We start from the raw sequence: 15,687 nt of genomic DNA, 5'->3' as shown, positions 1-15,687 counted from the left end.
GAGGGAGGGGGGAACTCCATGACGGCCGATGACTCGAAAGGTCGGCGCCCCGAGATGACGAGTGGGATGGCTCGGATCGAAGCGGTGAGCAGGGAGCTCGCCGACAAGGCCCGTGATCTGCTGGATCAGCGGCAACATGACGAGGCCCTGGCGCTCTGCGATGAGCTGATCCGCCGCTTTGGCGGAGTCAGCGCCCTGCCCATCCGCGTCCAGGTGACCCGGGCCTTCCTGGGCAAGGCCTTCGCCCTGGCCGAGCTGCACCGGTTCGAGGAGGCCCTCCCCCTGCTCGAGCAGATCGCCCAGCAGCCCGGCGCCATGCGAGAGCCGGAGCTGCGCGTCCTGGCGGCCAAGGCGCTCGTGAACAAGGCCGATGCCCTGGGACAGCTGGATCGCTTCGCGGAGGTCCTCGCCGTCTGTGACGAGGTGAGCCGGCGGTACGACGACTCGGAAGAGGAGGCCCTGCGGGCGCCGGTGACCGGGGCGCTCTTCTACAAGGCCCGCACCCTCGCGCTCCAGGAGCGGCTCGAGGAGGCGCGCCCGCTCTATGACGAGGTGATCCGCCGGGCCTCGGGCTCGGAGGATCCCCTGCTGCGCCAGCCCCTGGCCTGGGCGCTCCTGGGCAAGGCCGCCAGCCTGTGGATGCAGAAGCGGCCCGCGGAGGCGCTGCCCGTCTATGGCGAGCTGGTGCAGCGCTTCGGCGACGCGCAGGAGGAGGAGCTGCGGGGGGTGGCCGCCACCGGACTGCGGAGCAAGACGGAGCTCCAGCAGCAGCTGGAGCAGGCCGAGGAGAAGCTGGGCGAGCTGGACGCCTTCATCCAGGAGCCCGAGGGCGCCACCGCGCTGGAGAAGGCGGAGCGCGCCGCCCAGGCGCTGCTGGACAAGGCCCGGCTGCTGTGGGACGTGGGCCGGCGCGAAGAGGCGCTGACCACCTTCGACATCCTGCTCCAACGCTACGGCGAGGCGCCGGAGCGGGAGCTGCGCCTGCGGGCCGCCCTGGCCCTGCTGGACAAGGCCGCCCTCCTCGAGGACCCGAAGGAGCCCCGGCTGACCCTGGCCGTCCATGACGAGCTGGTCCAGCGGTTCGGCCTCGCCAGCGAGTCGGAGCTCCGGGAGCGCGTGGCGCAGGCACTCATTCGCAAGTCCGCGTTCCTGGGGAAGCTGAACCGACGCGACGAGGAGCTGGCCGTGCTGGACGAGCTCCTCCGCTGGTACGGCGCAGACAAGAGCGGGACGGTGGGGACGGAGGTGATCCACGCGCTGATCCAGAAGGGCGACCTCCTGGCGAGGCGCCAGCACTTCGATGCGGCCCTGATCGCCTACGAGGCGGCGGAGCGCCGGGCCTCCCAGCTCGAGGAGTGGCGCGCGGATGTGCCCGTCTACGAGGCGCTCACCCACACGGGCCTCCTGCTGATCCACGAGGCGAAGCGGCGCTGGTGGGAGGAGCGGGAGCAGGCGCTGGCGCTCCTGGAGAAGGCACGGACGAAGGTCGTCGCCGCGCTGGTGCGCCTGCCGGGCGGCGCCGCCCTCTGGAGCGCGGGGTACATCGCCTTCCTCCAAGGCAAGCACGAGGAGGCGCGCTCGCTCGTCACGCGCGCCATCCATCACGAGGGCGAGGAGTTCCGGCGCGTCGTGCTCAAGGACCTCGGCAAGCCGTCCCTCCCCGAGGATCGAGAGTTCCGCGCGCTCGTCTTGTCGGTGTGAACGCACGGCCTGATACCGACTCCCTGCGAATTCACTGAGCGCCTGAGCGAGGGGATGCCAGAATCCCGCGCCCAGTCCGCACTCCCGCGGCTGGATTCCCCCCCAGGTCTCGAACAGAAATGTCTCTTCACCAGCGCATCGCCCCGAAGTCCTCGGAAGTCCAATCCCGCTATGGAAACCAGAAGGTTCCCATCACGACGCTCATCGACGACTACATTCATGAGCGGATCGACATCCAGGGCGACTTCCGCGAGTTCATCCAGCAGCGCGACGCGGTGGTGGACTACAGCTTCGTGGCGGACCACTTCAAGTTCGTCTTCACGCGCTTCCTGCCCGAGGTGATCATCCACTCGCAGGAGCAGGACATCCGCATCGGCCGCGCGCACTATGATCGCGGCAACGACTTCTTCGGCGGCTTCCTCGGGCCGCGCATGGTGTACACCTCGGGCTTCTTCCGCTCGCTCGACGACTCGCTGGAGCAGGCCCAGGACCAGAAGATCCGGCTCGTCTGCGAGAAGATGCAGCTGAAGAAGGGCGAGCGCCTGCTGGACATCGGCTGTGGCTGGGGGACGCTGGTGGCGCACGCCGCGCGGGACTTCGGCGTGGACGCCACGGGCGTCACCGTGGCCGAGAAGGGCGCCGCCTTCGCCAACGAGCAGTGCGCCAAGGAGGGCGTCTCCGGCTCCGCGCGCGCGCTGGTGATGGACTACCGCGACATTCCGAAGGAGCGCTTCAACAAGATCTCCTGCCTGGAGATGGCCGAGCACGTGGGCGTGCGCCGCTTCGGGGCCTTCCTGGAGCAGGTGTACGGGCTGCTCGAGGATGACGGCATCTTCTTCCTCCAGATCGCCGGCCTGCGCGCGCGCGCGGGCCTGCTGGGCTTCAACCTGGAGGACCTGGTGTGGGGCCTCTTCATGAACAAGTACATCTTCCCCGGCGCGGACGCCTCCATGCCGCTGAGCTTCGTGGTGGAGAACCTGGAGAAGGCGGGCTTCGAGATCCACTCCGTGGAGAACATCGGCATCCACTACTCGCTCACCATCTCGCGCTGGTACGACAACTGGATGCAGAACCGGGCCGAGGTGGTGAAGACGTATGGCGAGTGGTGGTTCCGCCTGTGGCAGGTGTTCCTCGGCTGGTCGGTGGAGATCGCCGCGCAGGGCAGCTCTACCTGCTTCCAGGTGGTGGCCAACAAGAACCTCAACCGCTTCGATCGCCGCCGCTGGATCGGCGCGGTGAACCTGGGCGAGAGGGACCTCACGACTGGCAGTGAAAAGTCCGCCTCGAACAAGAAGTAACAGAGGCGGGGGCTTCGGCCAGGAGATCGGGAGGGGGCTGCGCTATCCTCCCGGGCATGACGCAGCGACATGCATCTCCCCTGGTCTTCCTCCTCTGGCTCACCGTGGGGCTGGGAGTCTGTGCGGCGGGGCCAACCCCGCCCGCGCAGGGCAGTGACACCCAGCTCACCTTCGATGTGACGGTCCCCGTGGAGACGGCGGCGGAGGCGGAGATCTGGATCTCCGGCAACCACCCCTCGCTGGGCGACTGGAATGGCAAGGGCTTGAAGCTGACCCGGGCTCCGGACGGGCACTACACCGGCAGCATCTCCCTGCCCGCGCGCACGAAGCTCGAGTTCAAGGTGACGCGTGGCTCGTGGGAGACGGTGGAGAAGGAGGCCTCCGGGCAGGAGCTGCGCAACCGCGGCCTGAAGGTGGGCAGCGAGCCCCAGCATGTCTCCGTCTCGGTGGCGCGCTGGGCGGATCAGAAGAACGCCCCGGCGCAGCGCACGCTCACCGGCAACATCCGCTACCTGCGCGGGGTGGCCTCCACCTTCCTGCCCCGCAAGCGCGACATCATCGTCTGGCTGCCGCCCGACTATGAGGACAAGCCGAAGCGGCGCTACCCCGTGCTCTACATGCACGACGGGCAGAACCTCATGGACGCCGCCACCTCGTACACGGGGGCGGAGTGGCGGGTGGACGAGGCGGCCCAGCAGTTGGTGACGGATCAGCAGGTGGAGCCGCTCATCATCGTCGGCGTGTACAACACCGAGGATCGCTTCGCCGAGTACACCCAGGTGAAGGACACCGGCGAGTTCGCCCACCTGGGCGGCGGCAACGCGGACGCGTACGGGCGCTTCCTGGTGGAGGAGCTCAAGCCGATGATCGATCGGACGTTCCGCACGAAGACGGGGGCTCAGGACACGGGGCTCGCGGGCTCCTCGCTGGGCGGGCTCGTCACCCTGCACCTGGGCATCAAGTACCCGAACATCTTCCGGCGCCTGGGGGTGGTGTCCCCGTCCGTGTTCTGGGGCAACAAGGACATCGTCGCCCGCGTGAAGGCGCTGAAGAAGAAGCCGCCCCTGAAGCTCTGGGTGGACATCGGCACCGAGGAGTCCAAGGGCAGCCAGGAGACGGTGGACGACACGCGGCTGCTGCGCGAGGCGCTGCTGGCCGAGGGCTGGGTGGAGGGCAAGGACCTCCGGTACCTGGAGATCCCTGGCGCCGTCCACACCGAGACGGCCTGGGCGGACCGCATCGACGACGTCCTCAAGTACCTCTACCCCGCCCAGGGGCGCTGACTCCGGGCCTGCTCCGGAGTCGCCTCAGGCCGGCTCGATGAAGTTGAGCCGGTACCCGTCCGGATCGGTGATGAGGATCTCCCGGGTGTGCCACGGCTGGAGGGTGGGCCCCTCCGCCTCCACCCCGAGCTTCAGCGCTCGCGCGGCGACCGCTTCGATGCCCTCGGAGCCGGCGCGAAAGCCCACCAGCACTCCCAGGCCACGCCGTCCCTGCAGGGCCGAGCCCGCTGGAGTGGCTACCAGGTAGACGTCCGCGCTCTGGCCCCAGCGCAGGTGGATGAAGGGAGGCTCCGACTGTACCCGCTCGAAGCCGAGCCCCTCGTAGAACCGTGTCGAGCGCTCGCCGTCCGACACGAGCAGCTTCACGAAGGAGATGATTCCCGGTTCGCTTCCCATGAAGGGTGTCTAGCGAAGAGGGACGGCGAAGGCCAGATGAGGCTCCTTGCTGGCCCTCCTTCCGTCGAGGCTCCTGGATACACTCCGCGCCCCACCCGGAATGGAGCCGCTGCTCGGGAGCCACGAAGCGAATGTCCGCCCAGATCGTCATGAAGGAGCTGGCCCAGGTCGCCAGCCCGGAGAAGGCCGCCTTCTTCCCGCGGTTCTTCAAGACGGGCCCGGGAGAGTACGCGGAGGGAGATCGGTTCCTGGGAGTGACGGTGCCGCACCAGCGGCGCATCGCCCGGAGCCACCGGGAGCTGCCGCTGGCGGAGGTGGAGAAGCTGGTGGGCAGCCCCATCCACGAGCACCGCCTCACGGGGTTCATCATCCTCACGGAGCAGTTCCGCAAGGCGGACGAGGCCACGCGGGAGAAGCTCTTCGCGTTCTGCCGCAAGCACGTGGCGCAGGTGAACAACTGGGACATCGTGGACACGATGGCGCCGAAGATCTTCGGCGAGCACCTCATCACGCATCCGGAGCTGCGGAAGCTGCTGTACACGTTCGCGGGCGACGCCTCGGTGTGGAAGCGGCGCATCGCCATCATCTCCACGCAGACGTTCATCCGGCGCGGCGACTTCAAGGACACCCTGGCGCTCGCGGAGCGCCTGCTCCGAGATCCGCACGATCTGCTGCACAAGGCGGTGGGGTGGATGCTACGCGAGGTGGGCGATCGGGACCGCCCGTGCCTGGAGGCCTTCCTCGAGCGCCACGCCGCGGAGATGCCGCGCACCATGCTGCGCTATGCCATCGAGAAGCTGCCGCCGCCGCGTCGCCGGCACTTCATGGAGCGGTGAGCGCACAACGGAGAGTGTCAGTCTCCCATCGGCTCTTTCGGCTCGGACTTCGCAGCCAGGGAGATGGGATGGATGGCGCGCAGCCCCACCCTGTGATGGTACACAACGAGGTGGTACTCGCCCGCAATCTGGATGAAGACCTGACGTGGCGGTTCAGGCTGGCTGTCGAGCCAGTCTCTTGCCTCCTCGGCCGTGCTGAATGTCGCAACCGGGGCAGGCAGCCCCTGACGAACCATGTCCTCGAGGTAGAACTCGAGCACAGGATGAGCGATCAGCCTGCGGTGATTGCGCTCCGGGACATACATGACGACGTGGTACTCACCACCCACCAGGACATAGGAGTGATGCGGAGGATTTGGGTGCGCATTCAGCCACGTGTCTGCCTCCTCTCGCGTCCTGAAGGATGCGATCACCAGCGGAGGAGCCTTAGCATCCAGGCTCTTGCGATACTCGTCGAAGTCATGGGATTGGCCAGTGGCCGCGATGAACCGGAGCGCGTCCATGGCCACGAGCAGTCGCTGCTTCTCCTCCTCGGGTCGAGCCTCTTCTCGAAGTCTCCCAAGGAGTTCCTGCGCTTCCAGGGAGAGCTCTCCAATCTTCATGGAGACACCTCTGCCATATAGGACTCAGGCTCGATCTCGGGTGAGGCCAGGAATACCGCCGGAGCGAGGACGATCACCCCCGCGCCAGCAGAGATCACGACGAACGCAACACCTGCGACGACGACGACACTTCCTATCAAGAGCGACTTGCGGTTGCGATGCACCCAGTCCACGGCGGTGTCCACCGCAGTGAACTCTCGAGGCTGCAACTCCTGAAGCTCTGTGCAGTCGAGGTATGGCTGCATGCATTTTTGATTACAATACTCTTCCTTCCCTCCATTCCCCCGCCTTCCTGATGTGATGTGTCCAAAGCCTCGAGGCAGGGGGCGACTCATGCACTCGCGGATACACTCGCGGTTCTCCTCATCACAATCGCGCTTCCGGTCCATCGAGAGCACGATGTGTCGCGCCACGCTTCGCGAGCGCGACGGGAATGCGTGGTGCGAAGGGCCCAGTTCCTCGACTGGACGCCAGGAATGAGCGGCGGTGCCATCAGGTAGTTCCCTGATGAAGAGCACACTGCGATTGAGCGCTCCCGGGCTGTCGGGAGCGACATGGCTGATGGAACTGCATGAAGCCAGCAGCACACTGAGCAGTGTGGCAACGACTCTTGCTGAGATCGTGGTGGCTCGCATGCACAAGTCCGTGTGCCCGTAGCGCGTGGGTCGTCTTTCCTGGCACCTGCACGAAGCATGCAAGCACACGCCAGGGTAGTCCTCAATTCCGCCCGTACTTCTTCATCACCTCCATCAGCCGATCGTGCGGCAGGGCGAACACGCGGATCCCGTCCGCGCCCGTCATGGTGTCGGCGGCCAGCATCGAGTTGAGGATGGCCTCCTGCGTGGCCTGCACCGTGGCTTCGAAGAGCGGGTTCATGCGCTCGTTGTCGAGCACGGAGACCGTGGCCACCGGGCCCGGCGCGGTGGGGAGCGTCGGCTGCGTGGAGAAGGCCAGGAACAGCTCCCCGGAGAAGTCCTCCGCCAGTCCCCCCATCCTCGCGATACCGAGCGGCACTCGCCGGGCAATCCGTCCGAGCTGATGCGGCAGCAGCGGCGCGTCCGTCGCCACGACCACGATGATGGAGCCCAGTCCCTCCGGAAAGGACGGCCGCGAGGCTCCCTGCTTCGTGCAGGTGGGCATGTCCTTGATGAGCGGGTTCGACGGCTTCCAGTCTCCCGTCTTGCACGGGCGGAGGTCCGGAATCTCCTCTCCCACCGGCACCCCCGCCACGGTGAGCAGCGGCCGCCTGCCGTAGTTGCACTGCACGAGCACGCCCACCGTATAGCCCCCGTTCGCCTCCGAGAGCTTGCGCGAGGCCGTGCCGATCCCTCCCTTGAAGCCATTGCAGAGCATCCCCGTCCCGCCTCCCACCGAGCCCTCCGCCACGGGCCCTCCCGTCGCGCTGTTGAGCGCGTTGAACACGTGCTGCTGCTTCACGTGGAAGCCTTCGACGTCGTTCAGGATGCCGTCGTAGGTCTCCGCCACCACCGGCAGACCGAGCTCCCAGCTCCGCCCCCGCGGCACGGCCCACGCCACCATCGCCTCGTGCACCGCCCCCACGCTGAAGGTGTTGGTGAGCAGCACGGGGCCGTAGAGAAAGCCCGACTCGTCGAGCCAGTGCGTGCCCGTCATCTCCCCGTTGCCATTCAGCGAGTACGTGGCCGCGAAGACAGGCGCCGTCCCCACCTTCCCGCGAGGCCACACGGCGGTGACGCCCGTACGCACCGGCCCCTTGCCCGTCACCAGCTTCCCCTGTCCCGAGATCAACGTGGTGTGGCCGACCTCGATGCCCGGCACGTCCGTGATGGCGTCGAGCGTCCCAGGCTGTCCCCCAAAGGGGATTCCCAGGTCACGGGAGCGGGCCTTGCCTAGTGCCGGCGTGCCCTTCGCCGGAGCCGGCTGTGCCGCCACCTCCCCGGGAAGCAGCAGCAGGCAGCACGCAACGGGCAGAACGGAAGCAAGAGATCGAGGACTCATGGTCGCCCCTCCTATCAGCGGTGGTAGCGTGCGCGCCACGCATGCTGCCCGAGCCTCTCCGCCGCGCCATCTTCTGGGCCAGTGACTTCGTCTGGGGCCCGTGGACGCTGGCCCTGCTCCTCGGAGCAGGCCTCTTCCTGACCTTCCGCTACCGCTTCGCCCAGGTGAGGCTCTTCCCGGAGGCGGCGCGCACCCTGGTGCCAGCCCCGCAGGAGGGAGCCCGCGGCGCGCTCTCGCCCTTCCAGGCCTTCATGACGGCGCTCGGCGCCTCCATCGGCACGGGCAACATCGCCGGCGTGGCCACCGCCGTCGTCTCCGGTGGCCCCGGCGCCGTCTTCTGGATCTGGTGCTACGGCTTCTTCGCCACCGTCATCAAGCTCACCGAGGCGGTGCTGGGCATCCGCTACCGCTCCATCCGCGACGGCCACGTCTCCGCCGGGCCCATGCACTACCTGCGCGAGGGGCTCCGCTCGCCGGCGCTGGGGTGGCTCTACGCGCTGGTGGCGGGCATCGCCGCCCTCACCACCACCCCCTTCACCCAGCCCAACTCCATGGCCGTGGTGCTGGAGAGCCAGTTCCACATCCCCACCTGGGCCTCCGGCGTGGGCATCGCCGTGCTGGCCTGGCTCGTCATCATCGGCGGCGTCCGCTCCATCGGGAGCGTGGCCGAGAAGCTCGCGCCGCTCAAGGTGGGCCTCTATCTGGCCGGCGGCCTCTGGGTCATCCTCTTCCACGCCGGGCGCGTGCCGGAGGTCTTCGCGCTCATCTTCCGCGAGGCCTTCTCCCTGCAGTCCGTCGCGGGCGGCGGCGCGGGCATCGGCATGATGGTGGCCATGCGCTATGGCCTGGCCCGTGGCATCTACGCCAACGAGGCCGGCTACGGCACCGCGGCGGTCGCCTACGGCAGCGCGCGCAGCGAGCAGCCGCTCCAGCAGGGACTCAACGCCGTGATGGAGGTCTTCATCGTCTCCTTCGTCACCTCCTCCATCAGCGCCCTCACCATCCTGGTGAGCGGCGTGTGGCAGTCCGGGAAGACGAGCACGGCCCTGGTCGCGGCGGCCTTCGACACCGCCATCCCCGTGGGAGGCTGGGTGGTGGCCTTCTGCTCCTTCCTCTTCGGCTACACCACGCTCATCGGCTGGGCCTACTACGGCGAGCAGTTCCTCGAGTACATCGTCGGCAGGAAGGTCGCGAAGCCCTACCGCTGGGTCTACTGCGGCCTCATCTACTTCGGCGCCGTGGGCAAGCCCGAGACGGTGTGGGCCTGGGGTGACCTCATGAACGGCCTGCAGATCTTCCCCAACATGATCGGCATCCTCGGCCTGTCGGGGCTGGTGGTGCAGGCCCTGCGCGAGCGGAAGGGCCGGCTGGAGGCGCCGGGTGTTCCCAGCGCCTCCCGCTCCGGCCCCTCGGAGCCCTGAGCCGGAGACTCAGGCGGCGGCCGCGACGTTGCGCGCCTCTCCCTCGTAACGCATCGGGATGGGAGTGTTCGGCCCCAGCGTCAGGTTGCGACGGACGACCTTCGCCGGCCGCGGGTTCTCCAGCGAGAAGCGATAGGCCGCCATCAGCGTGCCCACCACGATCTTGATCTCGTAGTTCGCGAAGGCCATGCCGATGCAGCGCCGCGCCCCGCCTCCGAAGGGGATGAACTCGAAGGGCGAGTACTTGCGCTCCAGGAAGCGCTCCGGCCGGAAGCGCTGGGGCTCGGGATAGAGCGTCGGGTTGTTGTGCACCAGGGTGATGGCGGCCGCCACCCCCATTCCCGGGGGCAGCTGGTGGCCCAGCAGGGTGAAGGGCGCGATGAGCCTGCGCGGCGTCAGCGGGAACACCGGACACATCCGCAGCGTCTCGTCCACCACCGCGGACAGGTAGGGCAGCCTGGCCAGCTTCTCCGCCTCAGGCTGGGAGCCGAGCGGCGCCAGCTCCTGCGCCAGCTTCTCCCGGACCTCGGGGTAGAGGTGGAGCCACTGCAGCACCCACGCCATGGTGATGGCCGAGGTCTCGTGCCCGGCGAGCAGGAAGGTGCGCAGCTCGTCCTTGATCTGCTCGTCCGTCATGGGCTGGCCGTCCTCGTCCCGGACGGAGAGCAGCAGCGAGAGGATGTCCTCTCCCGGCGCGTTGGAGGCGCGCCGACGCTGAATCTGATCCATCAACATGACGTTGAAGCTCGCCAGCCGCTCCTGGAAGCGATCCCAGGGCCCGAGACCGGCAAAGGACCGCCGCGTCGACTTCCACATGGCCAGCACGGGGCCATAGGAGGTCGTCAGGTCCGAGATCGCCACGACGAAGCTCCGCACCCGCTCCGCCTCCTCGACGCCGAACACCGCACGGATGATGATCTCCATGGAGATGTTCTGCGTGAGGTGCAGCCCCAGCACCTGGTCCCCGGGCCGCACGCCCTCCATGGCCCGGTGGGTGATCTCCTGCATCAGCTTGCCGTAGGAGCGCATCCGCTCACCGTGGAAGGTGGGGATGAGCAGCTGGCGCTCACGCTTGTGACGCTCCCCGGCGAGTAGCAGCAGCGAGTAGGTCCCCAGCAGGGGCTCGATCAACGTATGGGTGTTGGGGACGAAGATGTTGGGGTCGGCGGTGAAGAACTCCTTGATGCCCTCCGGGTTCCCAGTGATGGCGAGCAGCCCTGACGGCAGCTTCGCGAGGAACGGATCGCCATAGCGAGCCGACCACTCCTGGTACACGCCGATGGGATTCACGATGACGCGCAACGTCGGCAGCAGGGGCAACCGCGGCCCCCGGAGCGTCAAGGACATGTTGAGACCTCCATGGAGTCCATGTCTGCAGCGCGAGGCACTTCGCCGCCATGGCTCGCCGCACTATCGCACGCGCCCCCCTGCTCCGACAACCGCCCCTCTCCCGCGCCGCGCCCCTCGCAGAGCGTCCACCCAGCGGCCATGGACTCGGGCCGCGCGGGCCCGCGCCAGGATCCGCGCGCCCGGTCCCAGCCGCTCCTCCTGAACGAGGCCGAGATCCCCCGCCACCTCGTCCGCCGCCATGGCGCCGGTGAGGGCGGCGCCTTCCATGAAGCCCTGCGCGTCCAGGCTGGTGTGCTCGCCGCAGAAGTGCAGGTTGCCCACCCGCTCGATCTCCGCGCCCGCGATCGTCGTGAACTGCCCCACCTTGTACGCGGAGTAGCTGCCCAGGGTCAGCGGGTAGCTCGGCCAGTGCATGCGCGCCACCCGCCCGTTGGCCGCGGCCTTCGCGCCGGGGATGACGCGATCGAAGGCGTCGAGGAAGAGGGCGGCCTGCTGCTCGGGCGTGCCCTGGCCGATGGCCAGGCCCTTCTGCCCACCGACGTACTGCGTGAGGATGCCCGCGGTGCCTGGCTGCAGGCGACTGGTCTCCCACGTCTGCTGGTAGCCCACGTCCGAGTACGTGCTCCCATCCGAGCGGTACGGCTCGGCGCGCCACGGCCGCGAGGAGAAGCCCACCATCAGCTTCGCGTTGGTGCCGTACCCCAGCTCCTGGATGGCCTTGCGCTTCACCTCGGGCAGCGACACCCCGATGGGGATCTGCCTCAGCAGGGTGAACGGCAGGGCCAGCACCACGTGGTCCGCCTTCACCTCCCGGGTGCCCTCCGGCGTGTCGAACGTCAGCCGGTAGCGCTGGTCGGACAGCTCGTCCAGCTTCAGCAGCCGGTGCTCGAGCTGGATCTGTCCCGGCTCCAGGCGCTCGGCCAGCCGCTGCGTGAAGAGATCATTTCCACCCTTGGCGTGGAAGCGCTCGTCGGACTCGCCGAACAGCTCGAGCCGCGTGGTGTCCGTGGAGATGAAGGTCAGCAGGTTGAGGCAGTTGCACTCGTTCGCCTCGAGCCCGAACTCGCCCACGTAGGCCAGCTCGATGAGCCGACGCACCGGGTCGCTCGCCGCGATGCCTGCCTGATCCATCCAGGCCGAGAGCGAGAGCTGATCCAGCGCCTGGGCCCCATTGGGCGTCTGGTAGGTGATGTACTCCTCGGGATCCTCCAGCGCCTGGAGCGCCACGTCGATCTGCTCCGCGATGGGCGCGAAGCCCCGGAGGATCTCCTCCTCGGTGAGCACCCGCCCGTCCAAGGAGACCCGCAGCCGGGACAGGCTCTGATCATCCTGGGTGTAGTCGAGCAGCTCGATGCCCAGCTCCCGCGCCAGGTCGTGCATCGTCAGGTGACCGGTGTCGATGAACTCGCCGCCGAGCTCGCAGTTCTGGCCCTCGGGGAAGAGGCTGCGCTCCGTGAACATCCTTCCACCGGTGCGAGTCGCGGCCTCGTAGACGCGCGCCGTGACACCGAGTTGCTTCAGCCGATACGCGCAGTGCAACCCGGCCATGCCACCCCCGACGATGGCCACGCTCTGCGAGTCCTCCTCTCCCCCACAGGCCGAGAGCACCGCCGCACCCGCCGCACCCGCCGTGAACTGGAGGAGCGCACGCCGTCCGAGCATCGCGCGCCCGCGCTGCCGCGCGGCATACTCGGTGACAGGCAGGCCCGCGGCGGCAGCCCGCCGAGCGGTGCGCAGAGCGCGTACAACGACGTTCATCAGGTGCGTTCGAGCCATTCACTTCCTCGGGGTGGGGGGGGAGTTCCGCACTCTGCCACTTCGTGACACTTGCCATATCGGCCGGGAGGCCACTTGCCGCAGGGAGTGTCGAGCAGTCCCGGCCCGCAGGGAAGAGACGTAACCTGGAAATGGGTTCTCCCGTAGAGGGAGATGGAGGAACCGCCATGAAGCCCGCCACGACCGTCGAAGCTCCTTCCGCCCGGCTGCTGCCGGTGGACGCACTGGCCCCCACCCGCGTGGAGACGGCCACCTTCGCGCTGGGTTGATTCTGGGGCCCTGACGCCCGGTTCGGGCGTCTACCTGGAGTCATCCGGACGCGCGTGGGCTACACCGGCGGAAGTCAGCCGGATCCAACGTACCGCCAGCTCGGCGACCACACGGAGTCATTCCAGATCGACTACGAGCCGACGCGCATCTCCTACGAGGCGCTGCTGAGGCACTTCTGGAAGGAGGCCGATCCCACCGAGCGCCCCTACAGCCGCCAGTACATGTCCGCGGTGTTCTACGAGAGCGCGGAGCAGAAGCGGCTGGCGCTGGAGACGGCTCGACAGGCGATGGCGGGCAGGAGCGGCCCCATGCTCACCCCCATCCTCCCCCTGGCCACCTTCTACCGGGCCGAGGACTACCACCAGAAGTACTACCTGCGCAGGTACGCGGAGGTGATGCGCGAGTTCAGCGCCTACAACGGGCGGGAGTTCGCGGACTCCACCGTCGCGATGTGGCTCAACGCCTGCGTGGACGGACAGCTGAAGCGCGAAGCCCTGGAGGAGGAGTTCGAGCGGCTCGGCCTGGGGGAGACGGACCGGCAACGGCTGCGCGGGCTCGTGCAGGCCGCCCTGGCGCACCGCCGCCGCTGAGCACGGAGGCGGGCGCCGAGCGGGACGGGCTCAGTCCCGTCCCGAGCGCGCCCCTGGGCTCGCCTCTGTGTCGTCTCACTCATGGATGACACCTCGCGTCGTTCTCGTCCGGTCCGGGAAACCATCACCGCCGATATGCCCGTTCGGGGTGAGCGTTTCCTGCGCGCAACCCACCCACACGAAACGATTGAGGACTCGTCATGAACCGGCCTTTCTGGAGCAAGGCTGTACTGGTCGTGGTGTGCTCGCTGCTCGGCTGTAACGACGGAGGCTCCTCCGCGGGGCCCGTGCAGACCTCCGGGCCCGGGAGTTCCTTCGCGCCCAAGCAGTCCGCCCAGGCCCTCCAGGCTCCGCGCCATCCGGACAAGCTCTACATGCCCATCCCGGACTTCTTCCCCGAGGGCATCGCTCACGCGGCGGACGGCACCTTCTACGTGGGCAGCTACAGCACCGGCAGAGTGCTACGCCAGCGCCCGGGCCGCTTCTTCATGGAGCCCTTCCTGCCCGCGAGCACGAGCGGGCGAGGCGTCGTGGGAATGAAGGTGCACGACGCCAGCGGGACCTTGTGGCTGTGCGAGGTGGATCTCGCGCAGGCCTCTCCGAGCGCCCTGAGGGCCTATGACGCGAGGACGGGGGCGCCCCGAGGCTCCTGGCCGTTTCCTCCCGGAGGAGGGTGCAACGATCTGACGCTCGATCCGCGGGGCAACGTCTACGCGACGGACGCGTACCTGGGAGCCATCCGCCGCCTGCGCAGGGGCGCCCCGCAGCTCGAGACGTGGGCTACGGACCCCAGCTTCATGGCGCCTCCGGGCTACCCGGGCCTCAACGGCATCGCCTGGGACAGCGGCTCGATCGCCGTCGTGAAGTACGACAGCGGGGACCTGTTCCGCATCCCCATCCAGGCCGACGGCTCCGCCGGTACGCACACGCGTATCACCACGGACGCGCCCATCGGCTACCCCGACGGCATCCTCGTGCAGTCGCCGGGCGTGCTCCTGGTGCTGGACAACGACAACGGCCGGTTCCTGCGCGTGGAGCTGTCCGGCGACACGGGCCATGTCTCGCTCCTGGCCAGCGGCTTCGACAACCCCACCACGCTCGCCCTGCATGATGGGGACGCCTTCATCGTCGAGTCCCAGTTCGACCACTACTTCGGCATCGATCCGAGCCCGCCGGACCTTCCCTTCCGCGTGAAGCGCGTCTGGCTGCGGCCGTAGCCGAGCCGGCTCACGGCGCCTTCGAGGCGCGCCGGTACGCGTCACAGGCGGGGCGGAGCCCGAGCTCGCAGCCCCGCTGGAAGAGGGACTTCGCGCGCTCCACGTTCTTCTCCGTGCCGTTGCCCTGCAGGTGGGCGAAGCCGAGGTTGAGACAGCCTCCCGGCATGGCCGCATTGCAGGACTTCTCGAAGAGGGAGACGGCGCGCTTGGGATCCGCCTTCACGCCGTTGCCCGTCATGAAGGCCACTCCCAGGCTGCTGCAGCCGGACATGTTCCCCTTCTCGCAGGCCTTGTCGAAGTAGGTGGCGGCGCGCTCGGCGTTCTTCTCCACGCCGTTGCCTCGCGCGTGCGCGAGCCCGAGGCTGAAGCAGCCATCCGCGTGCCCCTTGTCGCAGGCCTTCGCGTAGTAGGTGGCGGCGCGCTCCGGGTCCTGCGCCGCGTCGAGGCCCGTGCTGTGGGCCAGGCCCAGGTTGAAGCACCCCTTCGCGTCGTTGGCCTTGCAGGTCTTCTCGAAGAGGGCCACGGCCTGCTTGGGGTCGCGCTTGACGCCCTGCCCCTCCGCATGGGCGATGCCCAGGTTGTTGCACGCCTCCAGGTGTCCCTTGTCACAGGCCTTCTGGAACAGGGACGCGGCGCGAGCGTCGTCCTTCGTCAGGCCCCCGAGGGCCTGCTGGTAGGCCAGGGCCAGGTTGAAGCACTCGCCCGCGTCGCCCTTCTTGCAGCCCTTGTCGTGGAGCTGCACCTGGCGGGAGAGCTCCTCCTTGCCGAAGAAGCCCTCCGCCTTCGAGGAGGCCTCCTGCGCGGCTCCGCGCGTGGCCAGCAGGACGAGGGCCAGGGACAGGCTGCCCATCCACGAGCGCGGGCCTCCCCCGGTTCCAGAGCGAAGCATGTGCGACACCTCCCGGGCTCGAGGGCCCGTCGAGCAAGAGCGATGGAGCCCGCGAGCATAGGACAAGAGCCGCTCGAAATC

13 protein-coding genes and 1 pseudogene are annotated in these 15,687 nt (G+C 68.3%); 7 read left to right on the top strand and 7 right to left on the bottom strand.

Annotation, left to right across the window (positions count from 1 at the left end; genetic code table 11):
- The first annotated feature begins 66 nt into the window (after window positions 1-66).
- The 3 genes from KY572_RS37320 to KY572_RS37310 all read left to right on the top strand — a co-directional run bounded on the left by KY572_RS37320 (window position 67) and on the right by KY572_RS37310 (window position 4,282).
- Entirely contained in the window at window positions 67-1,701 is a 1,635-nt protein-coding gene (locus tag KY572_RS37320; protein ID WP_224248485.1) for a tetratricopeptide repeat protein, read from the top strand.
- 119 nt (window positions 1,702-1,820) lie between these two features.
- Window positions 1,821-2,999 carry an SAM-dependent methyltransferase gene (locus KY572_RS37315; protein WP_224248484.1) on the top strand — a complete coding sequence of 393 codons (1,179 nt, stop codon included), beginning with the start codon at window positions 1,821-1,823 and terminating at the stop codon, window positions 2,997-2,999.
- Window positions 3,000-3,055: 56 nt separating this feature from the next.
- Complete coding sequence (locus KY572_RS37310; protein WP_224248483.1) at window positions 3,056-4,282, top strand: alpha/beta hydrolase-fold protein; 1,227 nt, start codon at window positions 3,056-3,058, stop codon at window positions 4,280-4,282.
- 24 nt (window positions 4,283-4,306) lie between these two features.
- Here KY572_RS37310 and KY572_RS37305 read toward each other — a convergent pair whose 3' ends face one another.
- A complete protein-coding gene (locus tag KY572_RS37305) occupies window positions 4,307-4,678 on the bottom strand; it encodes a VOC family protein (RefSeq protein WP_224248482.1) in 372 nt (123 codons plus the stop codon).
- Window positions 4,679-4,809: 131 nt separating this feature from the next.
- Between KY572_RS37305 and KY572_RS37300 the strand changes: the two genes are divergently transcribed.
- Entirely contained in the window at window positions 4,810-5,514 is a 705-nt protein-coding gene (locus tag KY572_RS37300; protein ID WP_224248481.1) for a DNA alkylation repair protein, read from the top strand.
- 17 nt (window positions 5,515-5,531) lie between these two features.
- On the opposite strand, the gene KY572_RS37295 is transcribed toward KY572_RS37300, so the two are convergent.
- The 3 genes from KY572_RS37295 to KY572_RS37285 all read right to left on the bottom strand — a co-directional run bounded on the left by KY572_RS37295 (window position 5,532) and on the right by KY572_RS37285 (window position 8,093).
- Window positions 5,532-6,116, bottom strand: coding sequence for a head protein (locus KY572_RS37295; RefSeq protein ID WP_224248480.1), 585 nt, complete (start codon window positions 6,114-6,116; stop codon window positions 5,532-5,534).
- Complete coding sequence (locus tag KY572_RS37290; RefSeq protein WP_224248479.1) at window positions 6,113-6,301, bottom strand: hypothetical protein; 189 nt, start codon at window positions 6,299-6,301, stop codon at window positions 6,113-6,115. Before KY572_RS37290 ends, KY572_RS37295 begins: the two co-directional genes overlap by 4 nt.
- 532 nt (window positions 6,302-6,833) lie before the next feature.
- Window positions 6,834-8,093: a DmpA family aminopeptidase gene (locus KY572_RS37285; RefSeq protein ID WP_224248478.1), complete on the bottom strand. Its 1,260-nt coding sequence runs from the start codon at window positions 8,091-8,093 to the stop codon at window positions 6,834-6,836.
- 41 nt (window positions 8,094-8,134) lie between these two features.
- On the opposite strand from KY572_RS37285, the gene KY572_RS37280 reads away from it, so the two are divergent.
- Window positions 8,135-9,514 carry an alanine/glycine:cation symporter family protein gene (locus KY572_RS37280; RefSeq protein ID WP_224248477.1) on the top strand — a complete coding sequence of 460 codons (1,380 nt, stop codon included), beginning with the start codon at window positions 8,135-8,137 and terminating at the stop codon, window positions 9,512-9,514.
- Window positions 9,515-9,523: 9 nt separating this feature from the next.
- On the opposite strand, the gene KY572_RS37275 is transcribed toward KY572_RS37280, so the two are convergent.
- Together KY572_RS37275 and KY572_RS37270 are read right to left on the bottom strand one after the other, a co-directional pair.
- Window positions 9,524-10,861, bottom strand: coding sequence for a cytochrome P450 (locus KY572_RS37275; RefSeq protein ID WP_224248476.1), 1,338 nt, complete (start codon window positions 10,859-10,861; stop codon window positions 9,524-9,526).
- Window positions 10,862-10,924: 63 nt separating this feature from the next.
- Window positions 10,925-12,640 (bottom strand): flavin monoamine oxidase family protein, encoded by a 1,716-nt coding sequence (locus KY572_RS37270; protein ID WP_224248475.1) that lies wholly within the window; start codon window positions 12,638-12,640, stop codon window positions 10,925-10,927.
- Between the two features lie 281 nt (window positions 12,641-12,921).
- Between KY572_RS37270 and KY572_RS37265 the strand changes: the two are divergent.
- Together KY572_RS37265 and KY572_RS37260 are read left to right on the top strand one after the other, a co-directional pair.
- Window positions 12,922-13,500 (top strand): annotated as a pseudogene (locus tag KY572_RS37265) (peptide-methionine (S)-S-oxide reductase MsrA); the annotation flags it as partial.
- Between the two features lie 200 nt (window positions 13,501-13,700).
- Complete coding sequence (locus KY572_RS37260) at window positions 13,701-14,717, top strand: SMP-30/gluconolactonase/LRE family protein (protein WP_224248474.1); 1,017 nt, start codon at window positions 13,701-13,703, stop codon at window positions 14,715-14,717.
- Window positions 14,718-14,727: 10 nt separating this feature from the next.
- On the opposite strand, the gene KY572_RS37255 is transcribed toward KY572_RS37260, so the two are convergent.
- Window positions 14,728-15,606 (bottom strand): tetratricopeptide repeat protein, encoded by an 879-nt coding sequence (locus KY572_RS37255; RefSeq protein ID WP_224248473.1) that lies wholly within the window; start codon window positions 15,604-15,606, stop codon window positions 14,728-14,730.
- Window positions 15,607-15,687 lie beyond the last annotated feature (81 nt).

It is taken from the genome of Hyalangium gracile, from assembly GCF_020103725.1.
Lineage (GTDB): Bacteria > Myxococcota > Myxococcia > Myxococcales > Myxococcaceae > Hyalangium > Hyalangium gracile.
Note: the sequence above shows the minus strand (reverse complement) of the source record. Positions and strands in the feature narration are given on the sequence as shown.